This window comes from Pseudomonas sp. NCCP-436 (assembly GCF_019656335.1).
Classification (GTDB): Bacteria; Pseudomonadota; Gammaproteobacteria; order Pseudomonadales; family Pseudomonadaceae; genus Aquipseudomonas.
In genome coordinates this window covers 106,902-129,817 of sequence record NZ_BPLZ01000003.1, presented here as the reverse complement: position 1 = coordinate 129,817, position 22,916 = coordinate 106,902, and the positions used below count along the sequence as shown (strand labels likewise).

At 59.8% G+C, this 22,916-nt stretch carries 25 protein-coding genes, 1 tRNA gene and 1 pseudogene; 21 read left to right on the top strand and 6 right to left on the bottom strand.

The features are described from left to right. The first annotated feature begins 252 nt into the window (after positions 1–252). Positions 253–933 carry a bifunctional 2-polyprenyl-6-hydroxyphenol methylase/3-demethylubiquinol 3-O-methyltransferase UbiG gene (locus NCCP436_RS04665; RefSeq protein WP_220802630.1) on the top strand — a complete coding sequence of 227 codons (681 nt, stop codon included), beginning with the start codon at positions 253–255 and terminating at the stop codon, positions 931–933. A 170-nt stretch (positions 934–1,103) separates the two neighbouring features. Further along, positions 1,104–1,925 (top strand): aldo/keto reductase, encoded by an 822-nt coding sequence (locus NCCP436_RS04660; protein WP_220802629.1) that lies wholly within the window; start codon positions 1,104–1,106, stop codon positions 1,923–1,925. 30 nt (positions 1,926–1,955) lie between these two features. On the opposite strand, the gene NCCP436_RS04655 is transcribed toward NCCP436_RS04660, so the two are convergent. Both NCCP436_RS04655 and NCCP436_RS04650 read right to left on the bottom strand, forming a co-directional pair. Next, positions 1,956–2,918: a hypothetical protein gene (locus tag NCCP436_RS04655; protein ID WP_220802628.1), complete on the bottom strand. Its 963-nt coding sequence runs from the start codon at positions 2,916–2,918 to the stop codon at positions 1,956–1,958. Between the two features lie 22 nt (positions 2,919–2,940). Beyond that, the gene (locus NCCP436_RS04650; RefSeq protein ID WP_220802627.1) at positions 2,941–4,656 is read right to left on the bottom strand and encodes a proline--tRNA ligase; all 1,716 of its coding nucleotides are present in this window, start codon (positions 4,654–4,656) and stop codon (positions 2,941–2,943) included. Between the two features lie 139 nt (positions 4,657–4,795). Here NCCP436_RS04650 and NCCP436_RS04645 point away from each other — a divergent pair, with 139 nt between their 5' ends. Next, positions 4,796–5,203: a PaaI family thioesterase gene (locus NCCP436_RS04645; RefSeq protein WP_220802915.1), complete on the top strand. Its 408-nt coding sequence runs from the start codon at positions 4,796–4,798 to the stop codon at positions 5,201–5,203. A gap of 71 nt (positions 5,204–5,274) precedes the next feature. On the opposite strand, the gene NCCP436_RS04640 is transcribed toward NCCP436_RS04645, so the two are convergent. Next, positions 5,275–6,516: an OprD family porin gene (locus NCCP436_RS04640; RefSeq protein WP_220802626.1), complete on the bottom strand. Its 1,242-nt coding sequence runs from the start codon at positions 6,514–6,516 to the stop codon at positions 5,275–5,277. Positions 6,517–7,165: 649 nt separating this feature from the next. On the opposite strand from NCCP436_RS04640, the gene NCCP436_RS04635 reads away from it, so the two are divergent. Then, on the top strand, positions 7,166–7,597 hold the full coding sequence (locus tag NCCP436_RS04635) for an HIT domain-containing protein (protein ID WP_220802625.1): 432 nt from the start codon (positions 7,166–7,168) through the stop codon (positions 7,595–7,597). Continuing rightward, positions 7,594–7,800, top strand: a complete 207-nt coding sequence (locus NCCP436_RS04630) for a SlyX family protein (protein ID WP_220802624.1) — start codon at positions 7,594–7,596, stop codon at positions 7,798–7,800. The genes NCCP436_RS04635 and NCCP436_RS04630 overlap by 4 nt, the downstream gene beginning before the upstream one ends. 41 nt (positions 7,801–7,841) lie before the next feature. On the opposite strand, the gene NCCP436_RS17770 is transcribed toward NCCP436_RS04630, so the two are convergent. The 3 genes and pseudogenes from NCCP436_RS17770 to NCCP436_RS04620 all read right to left on the bottom strand — a co-directional run bounded on the left by NCCP436_RS17770 (position 7,842) and on the right by NCCP436_RS04620 (position 9,212). Then, complete coding sequence (locus tag NCCP436_RS17770; protein WP_259651447.1) at positions 7,842–8,096, bottom strand: cold-shock protein; 255 nt, start codon at positions 8,094–8,096, stop codon at positions 7,842–7,844. A gap of 105 nt (positions 8,097–8,201) precedes the next feature. Continuing rightward, positions 8,202–8,447 (bottom strand): annotated as a pseudogene (locus tag NCCP436_RS17765) (cold shock domain-containing protein membrane protein); the annotation flags it as partial. Positions 8,448–8,741: 294 nt separating this feature from the next. Then, entirely contained in the window at positions 8,742–9,212 is a 471-nt protein-coding gene (locus NCCP436_RS04620) for a Dps family protein (RefSeq protein WP_220802622.1), read from the bottom strand. Between the two features lie 376 nt (positions 9,213–9,588). Between NCCP436_RS04620 and aspS the strand changes: the two genes are divergently transcribed. The 16 genes from aspS to nadA all read left to right on the top strand — a co-directional run bounded on the left by aspS (position 9,589) and on the right by nadA (position 22,840). Further along, the gene (gene aspS / locus NCCP436_RS04615) at positions 9,589–11,364 is read left to right on the top strand and encodes an aspartate--tRNA ligase (protein WP_220802621.1); all 1,776 of its coding nucleotides are present in this window, start codon (positions 9,589–9,591) and stop codon (positions 11,362–11,364) included. 92 nt (positions 11,365–11,456) lie between these two features. Beyond that, positions 11,457–12,206 (top strand): YebC/PmpR family DNA-binding transcriptional regulator, encoded by a 750-nt coding sequence (locus NCCP436_RS04610; protein WP_220802620.1) that lies wholly within the window; start codon positions 11,457–11,459, stop codon positions 12,204–12,206. A 149-nt stretch (positions 12,207–12,355) separates the two neighbouring features. Beyond that, on the top strand, positions 12,356–12,880 hold the full coding sequence (gene ruvC, locus NCCP436_RS04605) for a crossover junction endodeoxyribonuclease RuvC (protein WP_220802619.1): 525 nt from the start codon (positions 12,356–12,358) through the stop codon (positions 12,878–12,880). Between the two features lie 22 nt (positions 12,881–12,902). Then, complete coding sequence (ruvA, locus tag NCCP436_RS04600; protein WP_220802618.1) at positions 12,903–13,508, top strand: Holliday junction branch migration protein RuvA; 606 nt, start codon at positions 12,903–12,905, stop codon at positions 13,506–13,508. Between the two features lie 100 nt (positions 13,509–13,608). Next, positions 13,609–14,661, top strand: coding sequence for a Holliday junction branch migration DNA helicase RuvB (gene ruvB / locus NCCP436_RS04595; RefSeq protein ID WP_220802617.1), 1,053 nt, complete (start codon positions 13,609–13,611; stop codon positions 14,659–14,661). A 53-nt stretch (positions 14,662–14,714) separates the two neighbouring features. Next, the gene (gene ybgC, locus NCCP436_RS04590; protein ID WP_220802616.1) at positions 14,715–15,167 is read left to right on the top strand and encodes a tol-pal system-associated acyl-CoA thioesterase; all 453 of its coding nucleotides are present in this window, start codon (positions 14,715–14,717) and stop codon (positions 15,165–15,167) included. Between the two features lie 2 nt (positions 15,168–15,169). Next, a complete protein-coding gene (gene tolQ, locus NCCP436_RS04585; RefSeq protein WP_220802615.1) occupies positions 15,170–15,865 on the top strand; it encodes a protein TolQ in 696 nt (231 codons plus the stop codon). Between the two features lie 25 nt (positions 15,866–15,890). Continuing rightward, positions 15,891–16,343, top strand: coding sequence for a protein TolR (tolR, locus tag NCCP436_RS04580; protein ID WP_220802614.1), 453 nt, complete (start codon positions 15,891–15,893; stop codon positions 16,341–16,343). Further along, complete coding sequence (tolA, locus tag NCCP436_RS04575) at positions 16,343–17,317, top strand: cell envelope integrity protein TolA (protein WP_220802613.1); 975 nt, start codon at positions 16,343–16,345, stop codon at positions 17,315–17,317. The genes tolR and tolA overlap by 1 nt, the downstream gene beginning before the upstream one ends. Positions 17,318–17,322: 5 nt before the next feature. Then, complete coding sequence (gene tolB, locus NCCP436_RS04570) at positions 17,323–18,621, top strand: Tol-Pal system beta propeller repeat protein TolB (RefSeq protein WP_220802612.1); 1,299 nt, start codon at positions 17,323–17,325, stop codon at positions 18,619–18,621. 58 nt (positions 18,622–18,679) lie between these two features. Beyond that, positions 18,680–19,177, top strand: coding sequence for a peptidoglycan-associated lipoprotein Pal (pal, locus tag NCCP436_RS04565; RefSeq protein ID WP_220802611.1), 498 nt, complete (start codon positions 18,680–18,682; stop codon positions 19,175–19,177). Positions 19,178–19,183: 6 nt separating this feature from the next. Beyond that, entirely contained in the window at positions 19,184–19,996 is an 813-nt protein-coding gene (ybgF, locus tag NCCP436_RS04560) for a tol-pal system protein YbgF (protein WP_220802610.1), read from the top strand. A gap of 213 nt (positions 19,997–20,209) precedes the next feature. Next, positions 20,210–20,857 (top strand): 7-carboxy-7-deazaguanine synthase QueE, encoded by a 648-nt coding sequence (queE, locus tag NCCP436_RS04555; protein WP_220802609.1) that lies wholly within the window; start codon positions 20,210–20,212, stop codon positions 20,855–20,857. Between the two features lie 2 nt (positions 20,858–20,859). Next, the gene (gene queC, locus NCCP436_RS04550) at positions 20,860–21,564 is read left to right on the top strand and encodes a 7-cyano-7-deazaguanine synthase QueC (RefSeq protein WP_220802608.1); all 705 of its coding nucleotides are present in this window, start codon (positions 20,860–20,862) and stop codon (positions 21,562–21,564) included. A 28-nt stretch (positions 21,565–21,592) separates the two neighbouring features. Continuing rightward, a tRNA-Lys gene (locus tag NCCP436_RS04545) sits at positions 21,593–21,668 on the top strand. Positions 21,669–21,781: 113 nt separating this feature from the next. After that, a complete protein-coding gene (nadA, locus tag NCCP436_RS04540) occupies positions 21,782–22,840 on the top strand; it encodes a quinolinate synthase NadA (RefSeq protein WP_220802607.1) in 1,059 nt (352 codons plus the stop codon). Positions 22,841–22,916: the final 76 nt, after the last annotated feature.

Here is a 22,916-nt window from a genome sequence, read left to right as displayed (position 1 = left end):
AATGAAGACGGTGATCGCATGGCGGTCACCGCCTTTTTCATGTCCGGGTATCGGGCTTCATTTAACGCCGCATCACTGACAGGTTAAAGAATCAGGCATCAATGGCCGGCTGCGCCCTGTTGGCTCCTGCGGGGACTTGGAAGCGAGCACCATACTGCTATTCATGGCTTTGCGCCGGGTTTTCGTTGATGGTATCGGTTGGCGAGGCGGGCCTGTTAGACTCGGGCGCAACGCAGACGGCAGGGAACCGTGATGCAGCGCGATCATCGAGAGCAGCTTCAGCAGAGTTGGCAGGCTAATGCCGATGCCTGGGCTGCTGCAGTGCGTGAGCAGCGCATCGAAAGCCGGCGCCTGGTTACCGATGCGGCCATTCTGCAGGCCGTGCTGGCTTTGGCGCCACGGCGTGTGCTGGATATCGGATGCGGCGAAGGCTGGCTGTGCCGCGGTCTGGCCGAGCAAGGCATTGAGTCGGTCGGAGTTGATGCCTCGGCGCCGCTGATCGAAGCGGCGCGGGCAGCCAGCGGCGGGCGTAGCCAGTATCGAATCTGCGGCTATGCGGAGCTTGAGGCTAACGCTGATCTGTTGGGGCGCTTCGAGGTGCTGGTGTGCAATTTTGCCCTGCTTGAGGAGCCTTTGGAGCCGGTGATGCGCAGTCTGCATGCCTTGCTGGCGCCAGGCGGCAGCCTGCTGATCCAGACCCTGCACCCTTGGCGTGCCTGCCATGGTGAGCCCTACCAGGATGGCTGGCGGGTAGAGGATTTTGCCGGTTTCGGTGAAGGCTTCCAGGCGCCCATGCCTTGGTTTTTCCGAACCCTGCAGTCCTGGCTAAAGCTGATCGGCGAGACCGGCTGGCGTCTGGAGTGGTTGCAGGAGCCGCTGCATCCGGAGAGCGTGCAGCCGGTGTCCTTGCTGCTGCTGCTAAAGCCTCTCTGAGCATATCTTCAATCCATGTGTGCAGGCATGGCTCGCACGCAAGCTGTTTGTTGCAACAGAAAGGGACGAATCTGCCTCCGGGAAGTCGTTGTATTGTGGCGCCTGTTGTTCTTGGCAGCAGTAGTATGCTGCAGATTGTGATCTGGATAGTGAAATTACTGGAGAACGGTATGCGGACGATTGAACTGGCGGGCACCCAGGTGCCGGTGGTGGGCCAGGGTACCTGGCACATGGGCGAAGATCCGCGTCAGCGTGCACAGGAGGTTGCTGCTCTGCGGCAGGGGCTGGATCTGGGATTGCGTCTGATTGATACCGCTGAGATGTATGGCGAAGGCGGTGCCGAGACTGTGGTCGGCGAGGCAATTGCCGGGCGGCGCGATGAGGTCTTTCTGGTCAGCAAGGTGTATCCGCACAATGCCAGTGTGCAGGGTATACAGGCGGCCTGTGAGCGTAGCCTGAAGCGCCTGCGCTGCGAGCGAATCGATCTTTACCTGCTGCACTGGCGTGGACGCTACCCGCTGGCCGAGACTATCGAGGGGTTCGAGCGCTTGCGTGAGCAGGGCAAGATAGCTGCTTGGGGCGTATCCAACTTTGATCTCGACGACTTGCAGGAACTGGCCGCGCCGGACTGTGCAACCAATCAGGTGTTGTACAACCTCGAGGCACGGGGCATTGAGTTTGACCTGCTGCCCTGGCAGCAACGCCAGTGTATGCCGTTGATGGCGTATTGTCCGCTGGGGCAGGCCGGTGCCATGCTGTGCGAGCCGGCGCTGAGCGAAGTAGCGGCCCGCCATGGCGTGACCTCGGCACAGGTGGCCCTGGCCTGGGCGCTGCGGCAGCCCGGTGTGATAGTGATTCCTAAAGCCGTGCGCCCGCAGCACCTGCAGGACAACGCAGCTGCCGAGGCCCTGCGCCTGAATGAGGAGGATCTGGCGCTGCTGGATGCGGCCTTCATGCCGCCGCGCCGCAAGCAGTCACTGGAGATGGTCTGACGACCACTAGAGCCGGGCGCAGGGGGATCCTCAGTTGGCCGGATCGGCTACCAGTCGGCCGGCATCCTTGAGCAGTGCCTTGAGAAAGCTGTCCTGCAGTTCCGGATCGTTGCGGGTCAGCTCGATCAGGCTCTGCTCCAGCTCGCTGGCTTCCTCTTCCAGGCCGAGATCGGAGAGGCGCTTGACCCTGTGTACCCACTGTGCCACGTCGCCATTCTCCAGGTCGTCGTAGATCAGGTTGTGTGCCTCACGCAGTTTGCCGCGCAGGTTATGGCTGACGGTCAGACGAACCTCATCCCGGGCCCTGCTGTCACCCTGGCTATCCTCTACGCTCAGTTGCAGGCTGTTCAGGCGCGCCAGGTCGTATTCGCTGAAGGGACTGTCCAGCAGGTTCAGACGCAGGACGCCACCGCGATCCGTGAGTAGCTCGAACTGCTGGTCGAGAGCGCTGATCGTTACGGGGCGTTCGATCCAGGGCAGGTTGACGTACTCCACGCGGCGGTCGCGCTGCACCTCTTCGATGCTGGCCAGGTTCTGCTCGGCACGGCCGTTGGACTCTACGTTCATGAAGGGGTTGAGGCCGGCCATGCCATAGCTGATCCAGTCACGTGTCGCTGTATCGGGCAGACTGCCGAGCATTACCACATTGAGCAGATTGGCGCCGACACCGGCCACAACGGCAACAGCTCCCAGAGGTACCTCGTATAGCTCGCGCCAGGGCTGGTAGGGGGTGTAGCGGTCGTAGCGGCGGGTCACCGCAAAGGTGGTGACCTCGTAGCTTTTCTGTTCATGCACACGAATCCGCCGTTGTGGCAGTTCCAGTACGCTGCTGGGGCCTGCATCGATCTGCAGCTGGTGATCCAGCAGCTTGCGCTCGGCTCGTTCTTCATGCTCGCTGCGCTGTGGCAAATGGTTGGCGCAGCCGCTAGCCGAAAGAAGGATGGCGCCGCACAGGGCGGCGCAGATCAGGCGAAGACAGTAGCTGGTGTGCATGATATCTCGGGCAGCCTGATGATCAGCAACTGATACGGGCTTTCAGGAAGGACACGATTTCATTCAGCGGCACGGCCTGGGTCTCGGTATCGGTACGGCTCTTGTACTCCAGATTACCGTCGGCCAGGCTGCGGTCGCTGACCACCACGCGGTGCGGAATGCCGATCAGCTCCATATCGGCGAACTTGATGCCGGGGCTGGTCTTCTTGTCGCGGTCGTCGAGCAGTACTTCGAAACCGGCGGCGGTCAGTTCGGCATACAGGCGATCGGTGGCCTCGCGCACCTGTTCGGTCTCATAGCGCAGTGGTACCAGGGCGATGTGGAAGGGCGCCAGGGCGTCGTTCCAGATGATGCCGCGCTCGTCGTGATTCTGCTCGATGGCCGCGGCCACCACGCGGGAGACGCCGATGCCATAGCAGCCCATGGTCAGCGTTACCGGCTTGCCGTTCTCGCCCAGTACCTGGCAGTTCATCGCCTCACTGTACTTGGTGCCCAGCTGAAAGATGTGTCCTACCTCGATACCGCGTTTGATCTCCAGGGTGCCCAGTCCGTCAGGGCTGGGGTCGCCAGCCACGACGTTGCGCAGATCCGCTACTTCCGGCAGGGGTAGGTCGCGCTCCCAGTTGACGCCGAAGTAGTGCTTGTCGTCGATATTGGCGCCGGCGGCAAAGTCGCTCATCAATGCCACGCTGCGATCAACAATGCAGGGGATTGGCAGGTTCACCGGGCCCAGTGAGCCGGGGCCGGCGCCAATGGCTGCGCGAATCTCGGCTTCACTGGCCATCTGCAGGGGGCTGGCAACCTGCTCGAGGTTGGCGGCCTTGATTTCGTTCAGCTCGTGGTCACCACGTACGATCAGGGCGATCAGCTTGCCTTCCTCGGCCGCATGTACCACCAGCGTCTTGATGGTCTTCTCAATGGGCAGGCCAAAACCCTTGACCAGAGCGTCGATGGTCTTGGTATCCGGGGTGTCGACCAGGCGCATCTCTTCCGTTGCCGCGCTGCGCTCCTTCTCGCGAGGGATTGCCTCGGCCTTTTCAATGTTGGCCGCGTAGTCGGAACCGTTGCTGAAGGCGATATTGTCTTCGCCGGACTCGGCCAGTACATGGAACTCGTGCGAGCCGGTGCCGCCGATGGAGCCGGTATCGGCCTGTACTGGCCGGAAGTTCAGACCCAGGCGGCTGAACACGTTGCAGTAGGCCTGGTGCATGCGGTCGTAGGTTTCCTGCAGTGAGGCCTGGTCGGCGTGGAAGGAGTAGGCGTCCTTCATGATGAACTCGCGGCCGCGCATCAGACCGAAGCGTGGACGAATCTCGTCACGGAACTTGGTCTGGATCTGGTACATGTTGATAGGCAGCTGCTTGTAGCTGTTGAGTTCGTTGCGCGCCAGCTCGGTGATTACTTCTTCGTGGGTCGGGCCGACGCAGAACTCGCGGTCATGGCGATCTTTCAGGCGTAGCAGCTCCGGGCCGTATTGCACCCAGCGGCCGGACTCCTGCCACAGCTCGGCCGGCTGGATGGCCGGCATCAGCACCTCCAGAGCGCCAGCGGCGTTCATTTCCTCGCGTACCACCTTCTCGACCTTGCGCAGTACGCGCAGGCCCATCGGCAGCCAGGTGTACAGGCCGGAAGCCACCTTGCGGATCATACCGGCACGAAGCATCAGCTGGTGGCTGATCACCACGGCATCGGAGGGGGTTTCTTTGAGGGTCGAGAGCAGGAACTGACTGGTACGCATGTTTGGCCGTTCTGTCGGTTGCTAGGGCGTGAAATAGGTAGGCATTGTACGGTGCCTGTACAGTGGCGTACAGGATGGGGCGTTGCGCCTTGGGCACACGCCGGATCATTGTGAAGACTGGAGACGCAGGATGGGGGAATTGACCGCACTGGAGGTTCAGACGCTGATTCGTGCAGGCCTACCGATGGCTGAAGACCTTGACCTGCGCATCGATCGTCTTGACGAAAGCGGCGTGCTGGCACGGGTGCCCTTTCAAGGTAAGCTGGTTCGCCCGGGCGGTACGCTTTCCGGGCCGACCATCATGGCACTGGCTGACGCGGCAATGTACGCGGTAGTGTTGGGACGGCTCGGGCGGGTGGAAATGGCGGTGACCTCTAATCTCAACATCAACTTCCTGGTCAAGCCCGGGCCAGTTGACCTGCTGGCCGAGGCGAGCATATTGAGGCTGAGTCGGCGGCAGGCCGTCTGTGAAGTTACGCTGTATTCGTATGGGAATGAGAGTGAGCTGGTTGCGCATGTAACCGGAACTTATGCGCTACCTCTTTGAGTGGGCTCTAAATAAAGAAACCCGGCCGAGGCCGGGTTTCTTTTTATTACCGCTATCGAACTTCGCTGAAGTTACAGAACGCTCAGCGGGTATTCGACGATCAGGCGGAAGTCGTTCACGTCGCCTTGAGCGTTGTCGCGGTAGAAGGCGTTGCGGATACGGAAGGACAGATCCTTCGCAGCACCTTCCTGGATCACGTACTTGGCTTCGATGTCCAGTTCGCGCTCAGTGTAGTTGTCGGCAGCAGTACCGCGGATGTAACGGGTCATGAAGCTCAGGCCCGGTACGCCGTAGGAAGCCATGTTCAGGTCGTAACGAGCCTGCCAGGACTTCTCGTCTTTCTGGTTGAAGTCGGAGTACTGAACGGAGTTGGCCAGCCAGATGGTGCCGCCGCCGTCTACGCCGTAGTCGTAGCCACGGTCGCCGCTGGCACGCTGGTGAGCCAGGGTGAAGGTGTGAGCGCCCAGGGAGTAGGCAGCTGCCAGGCTCCAGATGGTGTTGTCTTCGCTCTTGCCAGTACCGGTGTACTTCTTGTCGTAGTCGGTCTTGTAGATGTTGAAGTCGAAGTTCAGCGCCTGCTCTTCAGCCAGTGCCAGGTTGTAGTTCAGGTTGCCGTAATACTTCTTCCAGACATCGTCGACGTCGGAAGCAAACAGAGCGCCGCTGAAGTCGTCGGTGAAGCTGTAGCTGGCGCCAGCGAAGTTGATTTCTTTCAGCTCGAGGCTGTCACGACCAGTGTATTCCTGGGCGTTCAGGGCGGTGAAGCGACCAGCGGTCAGCTCCAGGCCTTCGATTTCATTGCTGGTCAGCAGGGTACCGGTAGCAACTTCCGGCAGGATGCGGCTGTCGTCGGTGGAGAACACCGGGTTGGCCACGAACTGGTTGCCGTACTTCAGAACGGTGTCGGAAACACGGAACTTGATGGCGCCGCCTACTTCGGTCTGGGTGTCGTCACCGCGGCCGTCGTCGGTCCGGGCGAACTGGCCAGTGCCGTAGCGGCCGCGGCCGCTGTCGATCTTGATGCTGGTCAGCGAGTGAGCGTCGAAGCCTACGCCTACAGTACCTTGGGTGAAGCCGGATTCGAACAGCAGGCGAATGCCCAGGCCGGTCTCTTCACGGTAGCCCTTGTCGCCAGTGCCGGCAGTGTTCGGACCATTACGGAAGTCGCGGTTCATGTACAGAACGCGGTTGAAGATGTTGAAGCTGCTGTCTTCGATAAAGCCGTTCGACTCGGACTGGCTGGACGCCACGGCCATTTGGCTGGTGCCCGCGGCTACTGCCAGGGCGATTACGCTCCACTTCATCACTTGCATCGTGATTGCTCCTTTGGTTTAGAAGAGTTGCGCTGCCCACTTTTTTGTTGTATGGGCGGCTCTTTCTTTTTGTGTCGGCGGTAACTTATAGCATGTCACCACTATTGGCGATAGTTGCTATCTATTCCTTACGACATGGTTTAGGGGTATGTCGCACGTGACTATGAAGAATGTCGCAAATCTATAGGTGGCTGCTTGCCTTTCGATCCTCTAAGGTTTTCGTCGCTTTCGAGTTCTGCTGGCGTCGTCGGGAGGTGACTGTGCGGGGTGCCGTGCATTGGTCGGATTAAAGCAAGAAGCGTGCTCAAAATTGATTGCAGGCAATGTGCGGCTACACACCGTCCTTGCTTTTCCGTGTTTTTCTTTCCGTTCTGCATGCCAAGGCGCCTGGTGGGACAAGTGGGGGCTTCTGTTATTGGCGGGTGCTTTTCATTGTGGCAGGTGCTACAGAATGGATGGGGCCAGAAGTCAGGCATTACCAGAAGAAACACTTTGTGCACGCTTGTGGTGCGCCAGGGTGGTGGCTGATGTGTGCTGGTGCGGTTTGGAATGAGGTGAATTGTGCTTGGCGGCCACGTATGCTTCACCCTTTTATGTGCTGTGCGTATCGCCTGGCGTGCTTGATGTGACTGGAGTGGAGGAGGCCCTCATGTTTATCCTGGATTCGCGTTTGCAGCAGGACTGCCTGCCGATTGGGGATTTCCCCTTGTGCCACCTGCTGCTGATGAACGATGCCCGCTATCCTTGGTTTGTTCTGGTTCCGCGGCGTGAAGAGGTGACTGAGGTGTTCCAGCTTGATGCTGCAGATCAGCGTCAGTTATGGCATGAAACCACGCTGCTGGCCGAGACCCTCAAGGATACCTTCGTCGCTGACAAGATGAATGTCGCCGCCTTGGGCAATGTTGTCAGCCAGCTGCACATGCATGTGATAGTCCGTAAGCGTGATGACGCAGCCTGGCCAGCGCCGGTTTGGGGGCGACATCCAGCTCTGCCATATGCTGAAGAGCAGGTGCGGCAGCTCAAGGAGCGTCTTCGCTTGGTGCTGACTAGGGATGTCGTGTTTGTGGAGGAGGGCGCGTGAGCCTGGAAAGCCGCATTACGGAGCTGGAAAGTCGTTTGGCCTTTCAGGACGACACCATACAGGCGCTGAACGACGAGTTGGTCGAGCAGCAGCGCCGTATCGAGCGTTTGCAGTTGCAGCTTGCCCATTTGGCGCGCCGTCTCGAAGAGGCCCAGGGAACGCTGGGGCAGGCGCAGGACGAAGCGCCCCCGCCCCATTACTGAGCCGGCCCCGCTCTGAGGCTTGGGCCGGCTTCGGGGCTGTTTCAGTAACGTGCCGAGGTCAGGGGGGTGACGTCCTCGGCCTGCAGGCCCTTGTCGCGCTGCATTACCGAAAACTCCACACGCTGGCCTTCGATCAGGATGCGGTGCCCCTCGCCACGAATGGCGCGAAAGTGCACGAAGATATCTTCGCCGGAGTCGCGGGAAATGAAGCCGAATCCTTTGGAGGTGTTGAACCACTTGACGGTGCCGGTCTCACGCTTGTCCTGTGCGCTACCTGTCGAAGGAGGTGTTGCTATTGTGCGAGATGTCTTGCTGCTGGTTTGTGGCCATGTCCTGCTGCCGAGTAGTGCTGCGATGGCTGCGACGCTGACCAGCAGGCTCAGCCAGACGGCTGGCTGGCCGGCGAACACGGGGAGTGGGGCAAGCAGAATCAAGCTTTGGACGACTGCCGCGAGTATCAGTAGTGCCGAGGCCAGTTTGTCCAGTGTCAGGCGTTTGTTTTCAAGCTGTGCTGCCAGTAGGTTGAGCAGGCCGATGAAGGTCAGGTAGACGGCGTCAGGCGTGGTCAGAAAGGCAGAAGAAAAACTCGGTACGGCGGAGAGCAGCAGGGCGGTGAAACCCGCGACAAGATGGGCAATTCTCAACATCTTCAATGAACTCACTGATTGAATGGTGACTCGGGGCTTTGCGGAGCAGGCGCTGGCTGTCGGTAGTTGGGTAAAAACGACGATGCGCTGCGTTGACGTACCTGGCGACCCTCGGGTGGAAAGCGGGGCGCCTGCGTATTTAACAGCAAAGGGAGTGTGTACTCAAATCAGGTGCTTGGTGCGCTTAGGTGGGTAGGCGTGTCGTGATGGTGAGTGTTGATTGGGTTGGAAATTGAGTGGTTTCTGACTCTGCCGACATTGTCTGTCAGGCAGGTCGGCAGAGTCAGGTCGTCGTCAGGCAGTGAGTAGGCTGCGCAGCATCCAGGCGGTTTTTTCATGGACCTGCATGCGCTGCGTCAGCAGGTCGGCAGTGGGCTCGTCACTGACCTTGTCCAGTAGCGGGAAGATGCCGCGTGCAGTGCGCACCACGGCTTCCTGGCCTTGTACCAATTGCTTGATCATGTCTTCGGCGCTTGGGACGCCTTCTTCTTCCTTGATCGAGGAAAGGCGTGCGTAGGCGGCATAGGTGCCCGGCGCCGGGAAGCCCAGAGCGCGGATGCGCTCGGCGATGGCATCTACCGCCAGAGCCAGTTCGGTGTACTGCTCCTCAAACATCAGGTGCAAAGTGTTGAACATCGGGCCGGTGACGTTCCAGTGGAAGTTGTGGGTTTTCAGGTAAAGGGTGTAGGTGTCAGCCAGCAGGCGCGACAGCCCTTCGGCGATGGCAGCGCGATCCTGTTCGGCGATGCCGATGTTGATTTCCATGATTATTCTCCTCTTTGGTGAGCTTCGAATCCTGGGAATAGGGCAAGACTAGCACGATGCTGCCCGGGCAGAATTGGCTTGAGTCAATGGGGGAGGATGCTAGGACACTATAATGTGGGCGGGGTTCCGGGGGGCTTCGCTAGGTCTATTGTTGTGAGGGCGGGCTGTTCTCTGTGTGCTTGCTGCCTCGATGCAGTGGTTCATGTTTCGCGTTGCGACCGTCGGGCGGCTGCGTTGTGCCGATTTACGCTATATAATCCCGCTCTTTATCAAAGCGGGGCGCGCGTCGGAGTGCCCGCCGCGGCGAGGTATCTGCTGAATGTGCAGCGGGCCGCCTGACCTGTCCACGACCTTTATAGAGAAGCGAAACACGATCATGATGCGCAGCCACTATTGCGGCCAACTGAACGAGAGCCTAGATGGCCAGGAAGTCACTCTTTGCGGCTGGGTTCACCGTCGCCGCGACCATGGCGGGGTGATCTTCCTCGACATCCGTGACCGTGAAGGTCTGGCCCAGGTGGTCTTCGATCCGGATCGTGCGGAAACCTTTGCCAAGGCCGATCGTGTGCGCAGCGAATATGTGGTTCGTATTACCGGTAAGGTGCGCCTGCGCCCGGCCGGTGCGGTCAATCCGAACATGGCCAGTGGTGCCATCGAGGTGCTGGGCTATGAGTTGGAAGTGCTCAATGAAGCCGAAACTCCGCCGTTTCCGCTTAATGAGTACACCGACGTGGGTGAGGAGACCCGCCTGCGTTACCGTTTTGTCGATCTGCGCCGTCCGGAAATGGCCGAGAAACTCAAGTTGCGCTCGCGCATCACGTCGAGCATCCGCCGTTATCTCGACGACAATGGCTTCCTTGATGTCGAAACGCCGATTCTGACCCGCGCCACTCCGGAAGGTGCGCGAGACTATCTGGTGCCGAGCCGTACTCATGCCGGCAGCTTCTTTGCTCTGCCGCAGTCGCCGCAGCTGTTCAAACAACTGTTGATGGTGGCCGGCTTTGACCGCTACTACCAGATCGCCAAGTGCTTCCGTGATGAAGACCTGCGCGCTGATCGTCAGCCAGAGTTCACCCAGATCGATATCGAGACCAGTTTCCTCGACGAGGCGGACATCATGGGTATTACCGAGACCATGATCCGCAACCTGTTCAAGGAGGTGCTGGGCGTCGAACTCGGTGAGTTGCCGCATATGACCCTGGCCGAAGCCATGCGTCGTTTTGGTTCGGACAAGCCGGACCTGCGCATCCCGCTGGAGCTGGTGGACGTTGCCGATCAGCTCAAGGACGTGGAGTTCAAGGTGTTCTCCGGCCCGGCCAACGACCCGAAAGGTCGTGTCGCCGCCCTGCGCGTGCCAGGTGCCGCCTCCATGCCGCGTAGCCAGATCGACGACTACACCAGGTTCGTCGGCAACTACGGTGCCAAGGGGCTGGCCTACATCAAGGTCAACGAGCGCGCCAAGGGCGTCGAGGGCCTGCAGTCGCCGATCGTCAAGTTCATTCCAGAGGATAACCTCAAGGTCATCCTCGATCGTGTCGGTGCGGTCGACGGCGACATCGTATTCTTCGGCGCCGACAAGGCCAAGATCGTCAGCGACGCCCTGGGCGCGCTGCGTGTCAAACTGGGTCACGACCTCAATCTGCTCACCTGCGAATGGGCGCCGCTGTGGGTAGTCGACTTCCCGATGTTCGAGGAAAACGACGATGGTAGCCTGACTGCCATGCACCATCCCTTCACCGCGCCGAAGTGTACACCCGAGGAGCTGGAGGCCAATCCGGCCGCTGCCCTGTCACGCGCCTACGACATGGTGCTCAATGGCACCGAGCTGGGTGGCGGCTCCATTCGTATCCACGACAAGGCGATGCAGCAGGCGGTGTTCCGTGTACTTGGCATCAGCGAGGAGGAGCAGCAGGAGAAGTTCGGCTTCCTGCTCGATGCGCTGAAGTTCGGTGCTCCGCCTCATGGCGGTCTGGCCTTCGGTCTGGATCGTCTGGTCATGCTGATGACCGGTGCCAGCTCGATCCGTGAAGTGATCGCTTTCCCGAAAACTCAGAGTGCGGCCTGCGTCATGACCCAGGCGCCGGGTATCGTGGACAGCAAGTCGCTGCGCGAGCTGCATATTCGCCTGCGCGAGCAAGTCAAGGCTGAATAAGCCGCCCAAGAAGCCTGGTTTTCCAGGCTTCTTCGTTATGGGGCGCGTTGTTTGCGCTCCTGCAATTCTCATTGGAAAAAATGGAGTGAGTTATGGCTGGTCATTCCAAATGGGCCAATATCAAGCACCGCAAGGGGCGCCAGGACGCCAAGCGGGGCAAGATCTTCACCAAGCTGATTCGTGAACTGACCGTGGCAGCCAAGCATGGCGGCCCGATTCCGGCGGACAATCCGCGTCTGCGTCTGGCTGTGGACAAGGCGTTGACCGCCAACATGTCGCGCGAGGTGATCGACCGCGCCATCGCCCGGGGCGCCGGCACCAATGAGGCGGACAACGTCATCGAACTGAGCTACGAGGGCTACGCACCCAGTGGCGTGGCCATCATCGTCGAAGCGATGACCGATAACCGCAATCGTACTGCCGCCGAAGTGCGCCATGCCTTTACCAAGTGTGGCGGCAACCTCGGCACCGACGGCTCGGTGGCCTACATGTTCGAGCGCAAGGGGCAGATCAGCTTTGCTCCCGGTGTAGACGAGGAGGCTCTGATGGAGGCGGCGCTGGAAGCTGGTGCCGACGACGTGGAGATGGGCGATGACGGTTCGGCCGTGGTATCGACCAGCTTCGCCGAGTTTCATGCGGTCAACGAGGCGCTGACGGCCGCCGGATTCAAGGGTGAGGAGGCGGAAATTGCCATGATCCCGTCGATCAGTGCGCCGATCACTGATCTGGAAACCGCGCAGAAGGTCTTCAAGCTGATCGACATGCTGGAAGATCTGGACGACGTGCAGAATGTCTACCACAACGCCGAAGTGCCTGACGAGATCATGGAGCAGCTTGGCTGAGACCGGCTTGCATGGCGTGTCTTATAGGCCGGAAGCGCGCAGAGGGCTTTCGGCCTTTTTCATATGCGGATCTGTCGTGCCTCGGCGCGGATGACGGCATGCGCAGCGCCCCGTATACTCGTCAACTGGATAAATAGACAGTTGGTGGTATGACTCTGATCCTGGGAATCGACCCTGGGTCGCGCATTACCGGTTACGGCGTGGTGCGCGATACCGGACGTGGTTGCGAATACGTGGCTTCCGGCTGTATTCGCACCGGTGATGGACCGCTTGCTGAGCGCCTGCAGCTCGTCTTTCGTGGTGTCAGCGAGGTGATTCGCATCTATGGGCCGGTCACCATGGGGATCGAGCAGGTGTTTATGGCGCGCAATGCCGACTCGGCGCTGAAGCTGGGGCAGGCGCGTGGTGCGGCCATTGTTGCGGCGGTAGAGGCCGGGCTGGAGGTTAATGAGTACACCGCCACCCAGGTCAAGCAGGCAGTGGTCGGTACCGGCTCTGCGGACAAACAGCAGGTGCAGATGATGGTTATGCACCTGCTCAAACTGGTGCAAAAACCGCAGATCGATGCCTCCGATGCTCTGGGTATCGCTCTCTGCCATGCACATCACCGGCAGAGCCTGATTCCGCATGGACTGGCCGGCGCCAGGCGCCGTGGTGGTCGTCTGCGGCTCTAGAGAACAGTGGAAGGAACTATCCGTGATCGGACGTTTGCGCGGTACTCTGGCGGAGAAACAGCCGCCGCATTTGCTTCTGGATGTGAATGGCGTCGGTTATGAGCTGGAAGTGCCGATGACTACCCTTTATCGTCTGCCTGCCCTGGGCGAGTCAGTGACTCTGCACACCCACCTGGTGGTGCGTGAGGATGCGCAGCTGCTCTACGGCTTTGCCGAGAAGCGCGAGCGCGAGTTGTTTCGCGAGCTGATCCGGCTTAATGGCGTCGGGCCGAAGCTGGCTTTGGCGCTGATGTCCGGGCTGGAGGCGGATGAGTTGGTTCGCTGTGTTCAGGCTCAGGACGCAAGTGCGTTGGTGAAGGTGCCGGGGGTGGGTAAGAAGACGGCGGAGCGCCTGCTGGTCGAGTTGAAGGATCGCTTCAAGGCTTGGGCGGCGATGCCGGCCATTGCGCCACTGGTGGTTGAACCTCAAGGGGCTCCGGCAGTCTCAAGCGCGGAGAATGATGCCGTCAGTGCTCTGATTTCGCTGGGCTACAAGCCGCAGGAGGCCAGTCGTGCGGTCGCTGCCGTCAAGCAGGACGGTCTGAGCAGCGAGGATCTAATACGTCGCGCGTTGCGTGGCATGTTGTGACAGGCGGCCCGTTGGGGAAGGTGCCTGTGCGCCCTGTGGATCACCCTGGACCGCCGATCCAAAAGGCATTCTTCAATACCCTGCCGATGGAAAGATTGTGATGATCGAAGCCGATCGACTGATTACCGCCAGCCCGCGCGAACGTGAAGAGCAGCAGGATCGTGCCATCAGACCGCTACGCCTGGCCGACTACATCGGTCAGGCAGGTGTGCGCGAGCAGATGGATCTGTTTATCCAGGCTGCCCGGGGGCGCAAGGAGTCGCTCGATCACACCCTGATATTCGGTCCGCCCGGCTTGGGCAAGACCACGCTGGCCAACATCATCGCCCAGGAAATGGGCGTGTCGATAAAAAGCACGTCCGGCCCGGTGCTGGAGCGTCCCGGTGACCTGGCTGCACTGTTGACCAACCTGGAGGCAGGCGACGTACTTTTCGTCGATGAGATCCATCGCCTTTCGCCTATTGTCGAAGAAGTGCTGTACCCGGCGATGGAGGACTTCCAGCTCGACATCATGATTGGTGAGGGGCCGGCGGCTCGCTCCATCAAGCTGGATCTGCCGCCCTTCACTCTGGTCGGCGCCACCACGCGCGCCGGGATGCTGACCAACCCGCTGCGCGACCGCTTCGGTATTGTGCAGCGGCTGGAGTTCTACGGCATCGACGACCTGGCGACCATCGTCACCCGCTCGGCCGGCATTCTTGGTCTGCCGATCGAGGCGCAAGGCGCCTACGAGATTGCGCGGCGTGCGCGCGGTACGCCGCGTATCGCCAACCGACTGCTGCGTCGTGTGCGGGATTTCGCCGAGGTGCGCGGTCGCGGTCATATTACCCGGGAGATTGCCGATCAGGCCTTGAACCTGCTGGATGTCGATGAGCGTGGCTTCGACCACTCTGATCGACGTCTATTGTTGGCCATGATCGAGAAGTTCGACGGCGGGCCGGTGGGCATCGACAGCCTGGCTGCAGCCATCAGCGAGGAGAGACATACCATCGAGGACGTTCTGGAGCCTTACCTGATCCAGCAGGGCTACATGATGCGTACGCCGCGTGGACGCGTGGTCACCCGCCATGCCTACCTGCACTTTGGTTTGAATGCTCCCGGACGTGTGGCCGAGCAGCCGATCGGCGACCTTTTTTCCGCAGGTGACGAATGACCGAAAAATTGTTGGCGGGCCGGATTGGCAAGCGGCAGGCCGGGGACTAGAGTATGCGCGCGCACAACGGAGATCAGCCGTTCAGCCACCGCTGTCGGGTCTACTATGAAGACACCGATGCAGGCGGCATCGTCTACTACGTCAATTACCTCAAATTTATGGAGCGGGCTCGCACCGAGCGCCTGCGCGAGTTGGGTTATGCCCAGTCGACGCTGGCCGGTGAGGGCCTGTTGTTCGTCGTCCATTCCGCGCAGGCCCGTTACCACGCGCCGGCACGACTTGACGACGAACTGGTGATTAGCGCCGATGTAATCGAATTGAACCGTGCCAGCCTGTGTTTCCGTCAACAGGTCAGGCGGGCTGCGGATGATGTGCTGCTCTGCGAGGGGCAGTTTCTGGTGGCCTGTGTGTGCGCCGACAACTTGAAACCCCGGGCCATTCCCGACTCACTGCGACAGGCGTTCGCAGGGGCGCAGGTGCCGGGTCCAATTGCAGCAGGAGAGTAAGCGTGGAAGCTAACGCCGTTGACCATATGTCGATGTGGAGTCTGATCAGTAACGCCAGCTTGCTGGTGCAACTGGTGATGCTGACCCTGGTGGCTGCCTCGGTCATTTCCTGGGTGCTGATCTTTCAGCGCAGCAATGCACTGCGTGCCGCCAAGCGTGCGCTGGACAGTTTCGAGGATCGTTTCTGGTCCGGCATCGACCTATCCAAGCTGTACCGTCAGGCCGGCAGCAACCCGGATCCGGATTCCGGCCTGGAGCAGATTTTTCGCGCCGGCTTCAAGGAGTTCTCCCGCCTGCGCCAGCAACAGGGCGTCGATCCGGACGCCGTGATGGACGGCGTGGCGCGTGCCATGCGCGTAGCCATCTCGCGCGAGGAAGAGAGGCTGGAAACGGCATTGCCGTTCCTGGCCACCGTCGGCTCCACCAGCCCGTATATCGGTCTATTCGGCACCGTATGGGGCATCATGAATTCCTTCCGCGGTCTGGCCCAGGTTCAGCAGGCTACCCTGGCCACCGTGGCCCCGGGTATTGCCGAGGCGCTGATTGCCACTGCTATCGGTCTGTTTGCGGCGATTCCGGCGGTCATTGCCTACAACCGCTTCTCCGCCCGTGGCGAGATGCTGATCGGCCGTTACTACACATTTGCCGACGAGTTCCAGGCGATTCTGCACCGCAAGGTGCATACCTCGGAAGACTAAGGCGCGCGAGAGAATAGGTTCAGCCATGGCGAGAATTCGCAATAGACGCAAGCCGGTCGCCGAGATGAACGTGGTGCCTTACATCGATGTGATGCTGGTGCTGCTGGTCATCTTCATGGTCACCGCGCCGATGCTCAACCAGGGCGTCAAAGTGGATCTGCCGCAGGTCAGCAGCGATGTGCTGCCGCAGGATAACGATGCGCAGGTACTGACCATCTCCATCAAGGCCGACAAGACCTACTATTGGAACATGGGTAGCGAGGTTGACGTCGATACCGAGCAGGAACGAGCCTCCACGCTTGAGCAGATGACCCAGGCAGTGACGGCAATCGTGGCCGAGAACCGCCGTCAGGGTAAGAAGGTGCAGGTGTTCGTGCGCGGCGACAAGTCGGTGGACTACGGTACGGTGATGGCGGCCATGGGTGGTCTGCAGCAGGCCGATGTGGGCAACGTCGGATTGATTACCGAGGCGCCCTGATGCAGCACACCGAGCGCTCGCAATCGGAAAGCTACTTCTGGCCTGTCGTCTGGGCTGTTGGGCTGCACGTGCTGATGTTCGCGATGCTGTTCGTCAGCTTCGCCTTTACGCCAGAGCTACCGCCGGCGCGTCCGGTGGTGCAGGCTACTCTGTATCAGCTCAAGTCGCAGAGCCAGGCTACCACTCAGACCACACAGAAAGTGGCAGGGGAGGCTCAAAAAACGTCGGCACCGCAGTTTGAGACCGAGCGGCTTGAACAGAAAAAAGCCGAGGAGCAGAAGCAGGCTGAAGCAAAGAAGCTGGCAGAGGCTAGAAAAGCCGAGGAACAAAGGAAGGCGCAAGAGGCTCGAAAGGCCGAGCAGGCCAAGGCGGAAGCAGCGAAGAGGGCAGAAGCTGAAAAGGCTGCGCAGCAGAAACGCCAGGCGGAGATCGCGAAAAAACGCGCTGAGGAAGAAGCGAAGAAGAAAGCCGCTGAAGAGGCCAAGAAAAAGGCCGCTGCAGAAGAGGCGAAGAAGAAGGCGGCAGCTGCCGAGGCAGCGAAGAAGAAGGCCGCCGAGGATGCCAAACGCAAGGCTGAAGATGCACGGCGCAAGGCCGCCGAGGAGCAGAAGGCTGCAGCGCTGGCCGAGTTGCTTTCGGACAACGTGCAGAATCAGCAGGATTTAGCACAGACCCATGGCGATCAGGTGGCGGGTAACTATGACCATTTGATCATCAAGCTGATTACCGAGAACTGGCAGCGGCCGATGTCGGCGCGTCGTGGCATGAGCGTCGAGTTGCTGATCCAGATGTTGCCCGATGGCACCATCACCAACGCCAGCGTGGTTCGCTCCAGCGGTGATGCGCCGTTCGATACCTCGGCGGTGGCTGCGGTGCGCAATGTCGGTCGTATTTCTGAGTTACAAGAATTGGATCGCGCTACCTTCGACCGTATGTACAGGCAGCGTCGCGTTATTTTCAAACCGGAGGATTGAACTCTGTGAATACTCTGATTCGTCTTGCCCTGCTGGGGCTGGTCTTGCTAGTTGGTCGTGTCCAGGCGGCCGACCCGCTGGTGATCTCCCATGGCGCCGACCGTGCTACGCCGATTGCAGTAGTGCCGTTCGGCTGGCAGGGCAGCACCGTGCTGCCGGAGGACATGGCCGAGATCATCGGCAACGATCTGCGTAATTCCGGCTATTTCGAGCCCATTCCGCGGCAAAACATGATCAGCCTGCCGACCCAGGCTGGCGAAGTGATCTATCGCGACTGGAAAGCCATTGGCGCTCAGTACGTATTGGTGGGCAGCATGGTTCCCAATGGTGGGCGTCTGCAGGTGCAGTACGCGCTGTTCAACGTCAGCACCGAGCAGCAGGTATTGACCGGCAACGTTGGTGGCGGAACCGACCAGTTGCGTGACATGGCTCACTACATCGCCGATCAGACCTTCGAGAAACTCACCGGCGTCAAGGGGGCATTCTCCACCCGTCTGCTGTATGTCACTGCCGAGCGCATGGGCGTCAACAACACCCGTTATACCCTGCAGCGTTCCGACTACGACGGTGCTCGTGCGGTGACGTTGCTGCAGTCCCGTGAGCCGATCCTGTCGCCGTCCTTCGCGCCCGATGGTCGCCGCATTGCCTATGTATCCTTTGAACAGCGCCGACCACGCATTTTCGTGCAGCATATCGATACCGGTCGCCGCGAGCAGATCACCAACTTCGAGGGGCTCAACGGTGCGCCGGCCTGGTCGCCGGATGGCAGTCGTCTGGCCTTCGTTCTGTCACGTGACGGAAACCCGGAAATCTATGTGATGGACATGGCCAGTCGTCAGCTGCGCCGCGTTACCAACCATTATGCAATCGATACCGAGCCTTTCTGGGGCAAGGATGGCCAGACGCTATACTTCACCTCGGATCGTGCGGGCAAGCCGCAGATCTACAAGACCAACATCAACAGTGGCGCTGTTGAGCGGGTAACCTTCGTTGGCAACTACAATGCCAACCCGAAACTGTCGGCAGACGAGAAGACTCTGGTAATGATCCATCGGCAAGATGGTTTTACCGTGTTCAAGGTGGCTGCGCAGGATCTGGAAACCAATCGCCTGCGCATACTTTCCGACACAAGTTTGGATGAGTCGCCCACTGTTGCGCCCAATGGCGCCATGCTAATCTATGCAACCCGCCATCAGGGGCGGGGAGTCTTGATGTTAGCGTCCACCAACGGCCGCGTGAGGCTCCCTCTTCCTACCGCTCAAGGCGAAGTTCGAGAGCCTTCTTGGTCCCCATTCCTGAAATGATGCGGTGCTTTCTGTTTAACATTGCTTGACACAACTGGGGTTCATTAGGAGTTATATGATGGAAATGCTGAAATTCGGTAAGTTTGCTGCACTGTCCCTGGCTCTCGCCGTTGCCGTAGGCTGTTCCTCCAAAGGCGGCGACGCTGCTGGTGAAGGTGCTGTTGACCCGAACGCTGGCTACGGTGCCAACACTGGTGCTGTCGACGGCAGCCTGAGCGAAGAAGCTGCTCTGCGTGCTATCACCACCTTCTACTTCGAGTACGACAGCTCCGATCTGAAAGCCGAAGCCATGCGCGCTCTGGACGTTCATGCCAAGGATCTGAAGGCCAATGGTGCTCGCGTGGTTCTGGAAGGTCACGCCGACGAGCGCGGTACCCGTGAGTACAACATGGCTCTGGGCGAGCGTCGTGCCAAGGCCGTTCAGCGCTACCTGGTTCTGCAGGGTGTCTCCCCGGCTCAGCTGGAACTGGTTTCCTACGGTGAAGAGCGTCCGGTTGTTACCGGCCACGACGAGCAGTCCTGGGCCCAGAACCGTCGCGTAGAGCTGCGCAAGTAAGCTGCCATGCGTGATTGCCGTCGTACTCTGACCCTTTTGACACTCGCCCTGCCGCTAGTGGCAATGGCGGAGGTTCCCGTACTGGAGAGCAGTGCCATGCAACAGGGCAGCAGCTATCCGCCGGCGGGTTATGGTACGGCTGGCACCTATGCCGGTGCGGGAGCTGCGGCTCCCGCTACCGCGCAGGGCTTGCTGTTTAATCAGCTTGAGCAGATGCAGCAGGAAATCGCCCAGCTGCGTGGCATGCTCGAGGAACAGCAGAATGAAATCCAGCGCCTCAAGCGGGAAGGGCTGGAGCGTTACCAGGAACTGGATCAACGTATCGCATCCGGCGCTGCTGCCGGTGCTTCCGCTCAGAATCAGGCAGATGGCACCATCAATGCCAATGCCGTTCCTACGCCGCCAGCGGGCAATCAGTCGCAGGCAGGTGCCGAGCCGGGGGATCCGGCCAAGGAAAAGCTCTACTACGATGCAGCCTTCGATCTGATCAAGAAGAAGGATTTCGACAAGGCGTCACAGGCTTTCACGGCCTTCCTGAATCGCTATCCCAATAGCCAGTACGCCGGCAATGCGCAGTACTGGCTGGGTGAGGTGAATCTGGCCAAAGGTGATCTCCAGGGAGCCGGTCAGGCCTTTGCCCGAGTTAGCCAGAGTTATCCGCAGCATTCCAAGGTGCCGGATTCTCTGTTCAAGCTGGCCGATGTCGAGCGCCGCCTGGGTAATCTGGACAAGGCTCGCGGCATCCTGCAGCAGGTTATCGCGCAGTACCCGGGGAGTTCGGCTGCCCAGCTGGCACAACGGGATCTGCAGCGCCTGTAGGTTTCTTCGGAACATGAACCCGCGCCTGGCGCGGGTTTTTTGTCTTTACGTCAGTGCTATCCCGATTAGAATGCACGTCTGCTCATGGCAGGGTTTCAGCTCGGCTGATGTCCTTGCCGGCACGCATTTCCCGAATGCGGGTTTACCTCGGCATTCGTCCGATTAACGCAACGGAGGCGGATGGCCTGTTTCGTCATCACGCCCGTGGCTACCATGCAAGATACCCTGCGCATTACCGAGATATTCCACTCGTTGCAGGGGGAGACGCGTACCGTTGGCTTGCCGACGGTGTTCGTACGCCTGACCGGCTGTCCCCTGCGCTGTCAGTACTGTGATACGGCCTACGCCTTCAGTGGCGGGGAACTCCTTGATCTGAGCGGTATTCTCCGGCGTGTAGCCGCCTACCGCCCGCGCTACGTGTGCGTCACCGGTGGTGAGCCGCTGGCCCAGCCCAACTGCATTCCCTTGCTTGGTCACCTTTGTGATGCAGGCTATGAAGTTTCTCTGGAAACCAGTGGTGCCCTGGATGTGTCGGCCGTAGATCCGCGAGTCAGTAAGGTGCTCGACCTGAAGACTCCGGGCTCCGGCGAGCTGCGGCGCAATCGGTACGAGAACATTTCCTGGCTCACCTCCAATGATCAGGTGAAGTTTGTCCTCTGCTCTCGCGAGGACTATGACTGGGCGGTTTCCCAGCTAATTCGTCACGACCTGATTGAACGGGTTGGCGAGGTACTGTTTTCCCCTTCTCACAGGCAGTTGGATGCGCGTGTCCTGGCCGATTGGATTGTTGCTGACAACCTGCCTGTAAGGTTGCAGTTACAGCTGCACAAGCTTCTCTGGAACGACGAACCGGGGCATTGAGCATGAACGAAAAGAAAGCGGTAATTCTCCTTTCCGGAGGACTGGATTCGGCTACGGTGGTGGCTATGGCCAAAGCCGAAGGATTTAGTTGCTACAGCATGAGCTTCGACTATGGTCAGCGTCACCGTGCTGAGTTACAGGCGGCTGAACGCGTGGCTCGCCAGTTGGGTGTGGTCGAGCATAAGGTGATTGGCCTTAGCCTTAATGGTATTGGTGGGTCGGCGCTGACCGATAGCCGCATCGCGGTGCCCGAGGCGCCGGCAGAAGGTATTCCTGTCACCTACGTGCCGGCACGTAACACCGTATTTCTTGCACTGGCCCTGGGCTGGGCAGAGGTGCTTGGAGCGTGGGACATTTTCATCGGAGTCAATGCCGTGGATTATTCGGGTTACCCTGACTGCCGACCCGAGTTCGTTGCTGCCTTCGAGCATATGGCTAATCTGGCTACCAGGGCTGGTATCGAAGGGCAGGGCTTTACCATCCGGGCACCACTGCAGTACATGAGCAAGGGGGAAATCATTCGCACCGGTATGCGCCTGGGAGTGGATTATGCGCTGACCGTTTCCTGCTACCAGGCCGATGCCGATGGCCGGGCCTGTGGCCGATGTGACAGCTGCCGCTTGCGTGCTATGGGATTTGCTGCAGCCGGAGTGGCAGATGTGACTCGTTATTTTTATAAAAAATCTCGCAAAGTGTTGATTTGCTGAAATAAATCGGTAGAATTCGCCTCGCGTTGGGTCGTTAGCTCAGTTGGTAGAGCAGTTGGCTTTTAACCAATTGGTCGAAGGTTCGAGTCCTTCACGACCCACCACTCTTTCCCTCCCGCAGCGTCACCTCTCCCCCTGATTCCCGTATCCCTCCTGACTTCCCGGTTTCTCGGGGAGGTATAATCGATGCGCCGGACAATAATCAGAGCCTGAAGACATGACGCAAATCTCCGAACGTCTCCTCGTTCAAGCCCATCTCGATGCCAAGCAGCCTAGACGGTTGACGGCAGAAGAAGAAGCCTTCCATCGGCGAGAGATCGCCATTGAGTTGAAGCGGCAGAATGCCGTACTGGTGGCACACTACTATTGCGATCCGGTGATTCAGGCGCTGGCGGAGGAAACCGGTGGCTGTGTGGCTGACTCGCTGGAGATGGCTCGTTTCGGTACTCAGCATCCGGCGCAGACCGTGGTTGTTGCCGGTGTGCGTTTTATGGGAGAGACGGCAAAGATCCTCAATCCGGAAAAGCGCGTGCTGATGCCGACACTGGAGGCCACCTGCTCGCTCGATCTTGGTTGCCCCGTGGAGGAGTTCTCGGCGTTCTGCGACCAGCATCCGGAGCGCACTGTGGTGGTTTACGCCAATACCTCGGCGGCAGTGAAGGCGCGGGCCGACTGGGTCGTGACTTCAAGCTGTGCGCTGGAGATCGTCGAAAGCCTGATGGACAACGGCGAGAAGTTGATCTGGGCACCGGACAAGCACCTGGGTAACTATATCCAGCGTGAAACCGGTGCGGACATGCTGCTTTGGGATGGTGCCTGCATCGTCCATGAGGAGTTCAAGGCCAAGCAGTTGCTGGATATGAAGGCTCTGTACCCGGATGCGGCGGTGTTGGTGCACCCTGAGTCACCGCAGAATGTGGTAGAGCTGGCGGATGCTGTAGGCTCCACCAGTCAGTTGATCAAGGCAGCGCAGACGTTGCCCAACAGCTGTTTTATCGTCGCTACCGACCGCGGCATCTTCTACAAGATGCAGCAGTTGTGTCCGGAAAAGACCTTCATTGAGGCTCCTACCGCTGGCAATGGTGCGGCCTGCCGCAGTTGCGCGCATTGCCCGTGGATGGCGATGAATACGCTGGAGCGTGTGCTCCAGGGGTTGCGTGAGGGAGCTGGCGAGATTCAGGTGGATCCGGCGCTGATACCCAAGGCAGTCAGGCCGCTCAAGCGTATGCTCGACTTTACCCAGGCAGCACGCCTGAAGGCTGCCGGAAACGCCTGAATGGCGATTGCCGTCTTTGCAAAGCCGGCTTGCGCAGCTATGCGGCCGGCTTCGCCAAAGCACGGGCATTTCTGAT

What these genes read in the sequence shown, in the direction of transcription:
- NCCP436_RS04610 (WP_220802620.1), top strand. Translation starts at nt 11,457, where the DNA reads ATGGCTGGTCATTCCAAATGGGCCAATATCAAGCACCGCAAGGGGCGC.
- ybgF (WP_220802610.1), top strand. Translation starts at nt 19,184, where the DNA reads ATGCGTGATTGCCGTCGTACTCTGACCCTTTTGACACTCGCCCTGCCG.
- ybgC (WP_220802616.1), top strand. Translation starts at nt 14,715, where the DNA reads ATGCGCGCGCACAACGGAGATCAGCCGTTCAGCCACCGCTGTCGGGTC.
- ruvB (WP_220802617.1), top strand. Translation starts at nt 13,609, where the DNA reads ATGATCGAAGCCGATCGACTGATTACCGCCAGCCCGCGCGAACGTGAA.
- tolA (WP_220802613.1), top strand. Translation starts at nt 16,343, where the DNA reads ATGCAGCACACCGAGCGCTCGCAATCGGAAAGCTACTTCTGGCCTGTC.
- NCCP436_RS04650 (WP_220802627.1), bottom strand. Translation starts at nt 4,656, where the DNA reads ATGCGTACCAGTCAGTTCCTGCTCTCGACCCTCAAAGAAACCCCCTCC.
- NCCP436_RS04620 (WP_220802622.1), bottom strand. Translation starts at nt 9,212, where the DNA reads ATGGAAATCAACATCGGCATCGCCGAACAGGATCGCGCTGCCATCGCC.
- queE (WP_220802609.1), top strand. Translation starts at nt 20,210, where the DNA reads ATGCAAGATACCCTGCGCATTACCGAGATATTCCACTCGTTGCAGGGG.
- NCCP436_RS04635 (WP_220802625.1), top strand. Translation starts at nt 7,166, where the DNA reads ATGTTTATCCTGGATTCGCGTTTGCAGCAGGACTGCCTGCCGATTGGG.
- pal (WP_220802611.1), top strand. Translation starts at nt 18,680, where the DNA reads ATGGAAATGCTGAAATTCGGTAAGTTTGCTGCACTGTCCCTGGCTCTC.
- NCCP436_RS04665 (WP_220802630.1), top strand. Translation starts at nt 253, where the DNA reads ATGCAGCGCGATCATCGAGAGCAGCTTCAGCAGAGTTGGCAGGCTAAT.
- nadA (WP_220802607.1), top strand. Translation starts at nt 21,782, where the DNA reads ATGACGCAAATCTCCGAACGTCTCCTCGTTCAAGCCCATCTCGATGCC.
- aspS (WP_220802621.1), top strand. Translation starts at nt 9,589, where the DNA reads ATGATGCGCAGCCACTATTGCGGCCAACTGAACGAGAGCCTAGATGGC.
- NCCP436_RS04655 (WP_220802628.1), bottom strand. Translation starts at nt 2,918, where the DNA reads ATGCACACCAGCTACTGTCTTCGCCTGATCTGCGCCGCCCTGTGCGGC.
- NCCP436_RS04660 (WP_220802629.1), top strand. Translation starts at nt 1,104, where the DNA reads ATGCGGACGATTGAACTGGCGGGCACCCAGGTGCCGGTGGTGGGCCAG.
- tolR (WP_220802614.1), top strand. Translation starts at nt 15,891, where the DNA reads ATGGCGAGAATTCGCAATAGACGCAAGCCGGTCGCCGAGATGAACGTG.
- ruvC (WP_220802619.1), top strand. Translation starts at nt 12,356, where the DNA reads ATGACTCTGATCCTGGGAATCGACCCTGGGTCGCGCATTACCGGTTAC.
- NCCP436_RS04640 (WP_220802626.1), bottom strand. Translation starts at nt 6,516, where the DNA reads ATGCAAGTGATGAAGTGGAGCGTAATCGCCCTGGCAGTAGCCGCGGGC.
- queC (WP_220802608.1), top strand. Translation starts at nt 20,860, where the DNA reads ATGAACGAAAAGAAAGCGGTAATTCTCCTTTCCGGAGGACTGGATTCG.